The sequence below is a fragment of the Kitasatospora griseola genome (assembly GCF_014648555.1).
Lineage (GTDB): Bacteria > Actinomycetota > Actinomycetes > Streptomycetales > Streptomycetaceae > Kitasatospora > Kitasatospora griseola.
Genome location: NZ_BMRI01000058.1, coordinates 1 through 7,134 on the forward strand (window position 1 = coordinate 1; position 7,134 = coordinate 7,134).

8 protein-coding genes are annotated in these 7,134 nt (G+C 75.3%); 6 read left to right on the forward strand and 2 right to left on the reverse strand.

The genetic code is table 11. From position 1 onward, the window contains the following. Positions 1-72: 72 nt before the first annotated feature. Positions 73-504, reverse strand: coding sequence for a D-aminoacyl-tRNA deacylase (gene dtd, locus IEZ12_RS35740; protein WP_035872970.1), 432 nt, complete (start codon positions 502-504; stop codon positions 73-75). A gap of 347 nt (positions 505-851) precedes the next feature. Here dtd and IEZ12_RS35745 point away from each other — a divergent pair, with 347 nt between their 5' ends. The 3 genes from IEZ12_RS35745 to IEZ12_RS35755 all read left to right on the forward strand — a co-directional run bounded on the left by IEZ12_RS35745 (position 852) and on the right by IEZ12_RS35755 (position 2,687). Beyond that, entirely contained in the window at positions 852-1,370 is a 519-nt protein-coding gene (locus IEZ12_RS35745; protein WP_189278374.1) for an RsiG family protein, read from the forward strand. Positions 1,371-1,422: 52 nt separating this feature from the next. Next, positions 1,423-2,373 (forward strand): asparaginase, encoded by a 951-nt coding sequence (locus IEZ12_RS35750; RefSeq protein WP_229848612.1) that lies wholly within the window; start codon positions 1,423-1,425, stop codon positions 2,371-2,373. 98 nt (positions 2,374-2,471) lie between these two features. Beyond that, a complete protein-coding gene (locus tag IEZ12_RS35755) occupies positions 2,472-2,687 on the forward strand; it encodes a dodecin (RefSeq protein ID WP_043915581.1) in 216 nt (71 codons plus the stop codon). Positions 2,688-2,776: 89 nt separating this feature from the next. Here IEZ12_RS35755 and IEZ12_RS35760 read toward each other — a convergent pair whose 3' ends face one another. Beyond that, positions 2,777-3,268, reverse strand: a complete 492-nt coding sequence (locus tag IEZ12_RS35760; protein ID WP_189278376.1) for an inorganic diphosphatase — start codon at positions 3,266-3,268, stop codon at positions 2,777-2,779. Positions 3,269-3,345: 77 nt separating this feature from the next. Here IEZ12_RS35760 and dacB point away from each other — a divergent pair, with 77 nt between their 5' ends. The 3 genes from dacB to tilS form a co-directional block, all read left to right on the forward strand. Further along, entirely contained in the window at positions 3,346-4,860 is a 1,515-nt protein-coding gene (dacB, locus tag IEZ12_RS35765) for a D-alanyl-D-alanine carboxypeptidase/D-alanyl-D-alanine endopeptidase (RefSeq protein ID WP_189278378.1), read from the forward strand. An 87-nt stretch (positions 4,861-4,947) separates the two neighbouring features. Next, complete coding sequence (locus tag IEZ12_RS35770) at positions 4,948-6,102, forward strand: Rv3626c family coenzyme F420 biosynthesis-associated protein (protein WP_229848614.1); 1,155 nt, start codon at positions 4,948-4,950, stop codon at positions 6,100-6,102. Between the two features lie 239 nt (positions 6,103-6,341). After that, positions 6,342-7,134, forward strand: a 793-nt coding sequence (gene tilS, locus IEZ12_RS35775; protein ID WP_229848616.1) for a tRNA lysidine(34) synthetase TilS, incomplete at its 3' end; no start/stop codon positions are given.

Sequence of the window (7,134 nt, forward strand, 5' to 3'; positions counted from 1 at the left end):
GCCCGGACAGAACCGGGCAATACCTCCGACCGAAACCACCTGCGGCAGCCTAAATCGGTATCGAACGCCCTCTCAGACCTCCAGCAGGACGGTGAACGGCCCGTCGTTCACCAGCGACACCTTCATGTCGGCGCCGAACCGCCCGGTCTCCACCTTCGCGCCCAGCGCGCGGAGTTCGGCCACCACGGCGTCCACCAGCGGTTCGGCGACCGGGCCGGGGGCGGCGGCGTTCCAGGTGGGGCGGCGGCCCTTGCGGGCGTCGCCGTAGAGGGTGAACTGGCTGATCACCAGCAGCGGGGCGCCGAGCTCCGAGCAGGACTGCTCGGGGCTGCCGGGGAACAGCCGCAGCGTCCACAGCTTGCGGGCCAGTTGGGCGGCCTGCGCCGGGGTGTCCTCGTGGGTGGCGCCGACCAGGACGCACAGGCCGGGCCCCTCGATCGCGCCGACCGTCTCGCCGTCCACCGTCACGGCCGCCTCGGCGACCCGTTGCACCACTGCTCGCATGCCGCCCATTGTGCCCGCACGTCCGCGCCGGGGGCGCACACCTCCGGGTTGCGCGCGGGGGTCGCACATGATGCGCCCCGATCGGTGCAGGTGAACCCGTGGCGCGGATTCTTCGTACTAGCCAGGGGTGTTCGCCAGGGGGCCGTTCGGGTACTCGGGCGTGCGGGGCCGGGGCCCGGGGTGGCACGCTGTCCGACGGCCCGGGGCCATCCGGGCCCCGAGGGGGCGTCCGCCGTCCCGGCGAACCGCGTCACCCGCACGAGTGGCATCGCCCGCCGGGGGGAACCCCGGTGGACGTGCGGCCGTGCAATCGGCGGGCCCAGGTACTACGGCAGGTGGTCGGATTGATGGATGTGAGCGCGGTCGACGAACTGGCCGGCCTGGCCCTGGAAGACCTGCGGGTGCTCCGCCGGGACGCCCTGGAGCAGGAGGCCGACCTGTCGTACCTGCGCCGCCTGCTGCACGGCCGGATGGACATCCTGCGGGCCGAACTGGAGCGCCGGGAGGTCCCGCTGGCCGGCGCCAGCGAGGCGCAGTGCGCGCTGCTCGACCGGCTGCCCGCCATCCTGGCGGACGCCCCGTCCGCCACCCGCCGCCCGGCCCGGCACCTGACCCTCGGCCCGCCGCGCGGCGAGCGCTACCGGCTGGAGGCGGACGCCCTGATGGGCGACGTGCAGCTGGCCGACCTCGGCGCGCACGCCACCGCCGACCTGCTGGCCGCCGTCGAACGGCTGGCCGGGCACGAGCGCGAGGTGTCCGGGCGCCGCCAGACGCTCCAGCGCACCGCGGACGACTGCGGCGCGGAGATCACCCGCAGGTACCGTGAAGGGGAGGCCCGGGTCGAGGACCTGCTCGGCGGGAGCTGAGCGGGCGGACGCGGGCCGCATCCACCCTCACCGCATTCCTGGAGACCCGCCCGTGTCGCAGTCAGCCCTGCCCGCTCTCGCCGAGGTCATACGCTCCGGCTTCGTCGAGGGCCGCCACCGCGGTTCGCTGGTCCTGCTCGACGCCGACGGCACCGTCGCGTACGCGCTGGGAACCCCCGAGCAGCCGGTCTACCCGCGCTCCGCCGCCAAGCCGTTCCAGGCGCTCGCCACCCTGCGGGCCGGCCTGGCGCTGCGCGGCGAACAGCTCGCGCTGGCCGCCTCCAGCCACTCCGCGGAGCCCTTCCACCGGGCCGCGGTCCGCCGGATGCTGGCCGACGCCGGCCTCACCGAGGCCGCCTTGCGCACGCCCGCCGAGCTGCCGCTGGACCAGGTCGAGGCCGAGGAGCTGCTGCGCTCCGGCGGGGAGCCGGCGCCGATCCTGATGGACTGCTCCGGCAAGCACGCCGGCTGGCTGGCCGCCTGCGCCGCCAACGGCTGGGACCTGGAGAGCTACCTCGACCCCGAGCACCCGATCCAGCGACTGGCCCGCACCGCCCTGGAGGAGGCCACCGGCGAGTCGGCCGCGCACACCGGCACCGACGGCTGCGGCGCCCCGCTGCTGGCCGTCTCGCTGACCGGCCTGGCCCGCGCCTACCGGGCCCTGGTGCTGGCCGAGCCGGGCACCGAGCAGCGCCGGGTCGCCGACGCCATGCGCGCCCACCCCGAGTACGTGGCCGGCACCCGCCGGGCCGACACCTGGCTGATGCGGGCGGTGCCCGGCGCGCTGTCCAAGATGGGCGCGGAGGCCGTCCAGGTGGTGGCGCTGGCCGACGGCCGGGCCCTGGCGTTCAAGATCGAGGACGGCGCGGAGCGCGCCCGCGGCCCGGTGCTGGCTGCCGCGCTGCGCCGGCTGGGCGTCCAGGACCCGGTGCTGGAGCGGATCGCGTCCTCCCCGCTGCACGGCGGCGGCCAGGTGGTCGGCGAGGTCCGCGCGGCGTTCTGACGCTCCGTCGGGCGAAGCCGGGATGCCCGGCCCGGCGCCCTGGTGCACGGTGGACGGCGGGGGAGCGTCCGCCACCGCCGCACCAGGGAGTACTAGCCATGTCCGACCACACCTACCGGGTCACCGAGATCGTCGGCTCCTCGCACGAGGGCGTGGACGCCGCCATCCGCAACGGCATCGCCCGCGCCGACCGGACCCTGCGCCACCTCGACTGGTTCGAGGTGGTCCAGGTCCGCGGACACATCGAGAACGGGACGGTGAAGCACTTCCAGGTCGGCCTGAAGGTCGGGTTCCGGCTCGACGACGGCGACTGACCGGCCGTCGCGGAACGTGCGAGGGGCGGGAGTCCGAATCGGACTCCCGCCCCTCGCACGGGTGCTGCCGCCCCGGAGGGCGGGACGGCTCAGTGGCCGCCCTGCTCCTGCAGGCGCTTGATCGAGGCCTCGACCTCGGCCTCGGCCTCGGCCCGGCCGACCCAGTCGGCGCCCTGGACGGACTTGCCGGGCTCCAGGTCCTTGTAGACCTCGAAGAAGTGCTGGATCTCCAGGCGGTCGAACTCCGACACGTCCTGGATGTCCTGCAGGTGCGACCAGCGCGGGTCGGTCGCCGGGACGCACAGCAGCTTGTCGTCGCCGCCGGCCTCGTCGGTCATCTGGAACATGCCGATGGCACGGCACTTGATCAGGCAGCCGGGGAAGGTCGGCTCTTCCAGGATGACCAGCGCGTCCAGCGGGTCGCCGTCGTCCGCGAGGGTGCCCTCGACGTAGCCGTAGTCGGCCGGGTAGCGGGTCGAGGTGAAGAGCATGCGGTCCAGGCGGAGGCGACCGGTCTCATGGTCGACCTCGTACTTGTTGCGCGAGCCCTTCGGGATCTCGATCAGGACGTCGAACTCCAACGGTTCCTCCAAGGGTTGGGACTGACAGAATCCAAGTGTCTCCTACGGCAGGGAGTGCTCGGGAAAGGGGCCGGTCGGTGAGATCAGGGGCAGGGGCGGGACGCGGGCGCAGAACGGCGCTCGTCGGGGTTCTGGGGGCGGCGCTGGCCGCGGGGGTGCTGACCGTCGCCGATCCGGCGCTGGCCCAGCCCTCGCCCGGTGCGAGCCGCCCGGACGGGCACAGCAGCAAGCGCGCCGACGACGGGCACCACCAGGGCGGCGGCGGGAACGGCAACGGCAACGGCCAGCAGGAGCGGCGCGGCAACCGGCACCGGGCGGTGCCGGTCAAGGGGCCGGTGCTGTCCGCGGGGGACGCCAAGGACAGCCGTGCGCCGACCGGCACCGGGCTGCGCAGCGCGCTCGGCGCCACCCTGCAGGACAAGTCGCTCGGGACGCTGAACTACGCGGTCGCCGACGCCGTCACCGGAGAGTTCCTGGTCGGCGCGAACGAGAACACTCCGGCGACGCCCGCCTCCACCACCAAGCTGGCCACCGCGGTCGCCGCGCTGTCCCTGCTGCCGGCCGGCCACCGGATCGCCACCACCGTGGTGCAGGGCGCCACCCCCGGCGAGATCACCCTGGTCGGCGGCGGCGACCCCACGGTGACCGCGCTGCCCGTCGATCAGATCCGGATCGGCGGCGCCCCCGTGGACGTGGACAGCGCGCCCGCCTCGATGGCCGACCTGGCCCGCCGCACCGCCGCCGCGCTGAAGGCCGCCGGCACCACGGGCGTCAAGCTGTCCTACGACACCTCGCTGTACAGCGGCCCGCTGCTGCACAAGGAGCACGACGGGACGAACATCGGCGCGGTCACCCCGTTGATGGTCGACGAGGGCCGGATCGACCCGCGCTCGCCCGACGAGGCCCCGGCCCGGGTGTTCGACCCGCCCGGGCAGGCCGCCGAGTCCTTCGCCGGCTTCCTGAAGGCCGAGGGCATCACCGTCCAGAACAAGGCCGCCCAGGCCGCCGCCCCCGCCGGGGCGAAGGAGCTGGCCCGGGTGGAGTCGCCGGAGATCGGACGGTTGGTGGAGCGGATGCTCACCACCTCCGACAACCAGCTCGCCGAGGCGGTCGCCCGGCAGGTCGCGCTCGCCGCCAAGCAGCCCGCGAGCTTCGAGGGCGGGGCGGCCGCCGTCACCGCCGAGCTGGCCAAGGTCGGCGTGCCGATGAACGGCGTGGTGCTCACCGACGGCAGCGGTCTGGCGTCGGCCAACCTGATCCCGCCGCTCACCCTGGTGAAGCTGCTCGGCCAGGCGGCCTCCCCGCAGCACCCGGAGCTGCGTCCGGTGATCACCGGCCTGCCGATCGCCGGTTTCACCGGCACCCTGGTCAGCCGGTTCGGCGCGAAGTCCGGGGCCGGCGACGCGGCCGGCATCGTGCGCGCCAAGACCGGCTCGCTGTCGAACGTCAACACGCTGGCCGGCACCGTCGTCGACAGCGACGGGCGGGTGCTGGTGTTCGCCCTGATGACCCGGACCACCAGTCCCGACCCGTTCCCGACCCGCGCCGCGATCGACCGGATCGTCGCGAAGATCGCCGCCTGCGGCTGCTGACGCCCCGTCGGTCCGCTGACCCCGGGTCAGCGGACCGGCCGCCGCCGTTGTCTCCCCCGGGCGGGGGCGAGCACGTACGGTGAGGGCATGACGAGCGCGAACAGCGGTGCGGAGATGGTCGACTGGGATCTCGCGGTGGCGACCGCGGTGCGCCTGGCCCGGCCCGGGCCCCGGGTCGGCCGGGAGGAGGCCCGCGCGGTGGTCTCCGAACTGCGCCGGCACGCCGTCGAGGCCGAGCGGCACGTCCGCGAGTTCACCCGGATGGGGACGGGTGAGGACACACCCGGGACCCCCGTGCTGGTGGTCGACCGGCCCGGCTGGGTGCGGGCCAACGTGGCGGGCTTCCGCACCGTGGTCCGCCCGCTGACCGACCGGCTCGCGGCCCGCCGCCCGGACGGCCCGGGCGTGGCGGCGACCGGCTCGGTGGGCGCCAAGGCCACCGGTGTGGAGGTCGGCGCGGTGCTGGCGTTCCTGTCGGGGAAGGTGCTCGGCCAGTACGAGACCTTCGCCCCGGCCCAGCTGCCCACCGCCCCGGACAGCCCCGAGGGCCTGTTCGACCAGCCGCGCCGGGGCCTGGCGACGCCGCCCGGGCGGCTGCTGCTGGTGGCGCCGAACATCGTCCAGGTGGAGCGCGAACTCGACGTCGCCCCGCACGACTTCCGGCTCTGGGTGTGCCTGCACGAGGAGACCCACCGCACCCAGTTCACCGCGGTGCCCTGGCTGCGCGACCACATCCAGTCCGAGGTGCAGGAGTTCCTGGCGCAGACCGACGTCGACCCCTCGGCGCTGCTGGACCGGCTGCGCGAGGCGCTCGGCGGCCTGCCGGGCTTCGGCGGCCGCGGCAACGGCTCCACCGCGGCCGGCCTCGCCGACCTGGTGCAGACGCCCGCGCAGCGGGAGATCCTGGCCCGGCTGACCGCCGTGATGTCGCTGCTGGAGGGCCACGCCGACGTGGTGATGGACGGCGTCGGCCCGGCGGTGGTGCCCTCGGTGGCGGAGATCCGGGAGAAGTTCCAGCGCCGCCGCGACCGCGGCAGCGGCCGGCTCGACCTGGTGCTGCGCCGGCTGCTCGGCATGGACGCCAAGCTGCGCCAGTACCAGGACGGCGCGGTGTTCGTGCGCGGCGTGGTGGAGCGGGTCGGGATGGACGGCTTCAACCGGGTGTGGACCTCGCCGAACACGCTGCCCACCAAGGACGAGATCCACGACCCCGCGTCCTGGGTGGCCCGGGTGGTCGGCTGAGCCCGCCGCCCGCCGCCCGGGCGGGCGGCGGGTGCGGCCCGCCCGGGCGGTCAACCGGGCGAGTCGTTCACCTGGCGGCAGCCGTAACGTTTCTCCATTCACCCGTACGTGGGACCGTGGATCCGCCGTTGGCGCGGGGGGCGTGGGCGGTGGCCGGATTCTGCGACCATCTGTGAGCGCCTGGTGACCGAGAGCTGACAGGCGGCCGACGTACCTCCCTCCGCCAAGGAGTGCCAACCATGGGTCCACACCCCGCTGTCGCGGCGATACGCCTCGCCGTCCGCCGTACCCTCGCCGAGCTCGCCGCCGAGGCGGGCGTCGCCCCGAGTGAGCCGGTGCGCGCCCGCACCGCCCCGCCGGCCCAGGCCGCGCCGCTGCCCGCGCTGGCCACCACCGCGACGGTGCCCGGCACGTTGATCGGCAACGCCCGCCGCCACCCCTCCGGCCTGCCCCGCACCCCGGCCGCCCCCGGCTCCCCGCTGGTGCTGGTCGCGGTCTCCGGCGGCGCGGACTCGATGGCCCTGGCCACCGCCACCGCCTTCGAGGCCCCCAAGCTCGGTCTGCGGGTCGGCGCCGTCACCGTCGACCACGGCCTGCAGGACGGCTCCGCCGAGCGCGCCGAACAGGTCGCCGTCCGGCTGCGCGAGCTCGGCCTGGACCCGGTGGAGGCGGTCGCGGTGCACGTCGGCCGCGAGGGCGGCCCGGAGAACGCCGCCCGGGAGGCCCGCTACGCCGCGCTGGACTCGGCCGCCGAACGCCACGACGCGCTCGCCGTGCTGCTCGGCCACACCCGCGACGACCAGGCGGAGACGGTGCTGCTCGGCCTGGCCCGCGGCTCCGGCGCCCGTTCGCTGGCCGGCATGCCCGCGCAGAAGGGCCGCTACCGCCGCCCGCTGCTGGAGCTCGACCGGGCCGCCACCCGGCAGGCCTGCACCGCGCAGTCCATCCCGGTCTGGGACGACCCGCACAACGCCGACCCGGCCTACACCCGCTCCCGGGTCCGCCACGAGGTGCTGCCGGTGCTGGAGAAGC

What these genes read in the sequence shown, in the direction of transcription:
- IEZ12_RS35755 (WP_043915581.1), top strand. Translation starts at nt 2,472, where the DNA reads ATGTCCGACCACACCTACCGGGTCACCGAGATCGTCGGCTCCTCGCAC.
- IEZ12_RS35745 (WP_189278374.1), top strand. Translation starts at nt 852, where the DNA reads ATGGATGTGAGCGCGGTCGACGAACTGGCCGGCCTGGCCCTGGAAGAC.
- dtd (WP_035872970.1), bottom strand. Translation starts at nt 504, where the DNA reads ATGCGAGCAGTGGTGCAACGGGTCGCCGAGGCGGCCGTGACGGTGGAC.
- IEZ12_RS35770 (WP_229848614.1), top strand. Translation starts at nt 4,948, where the DNA reads ATGACGAGCGCGAACAGCGGTGCGGAGATGGTCGACTGGGATCTCGCG.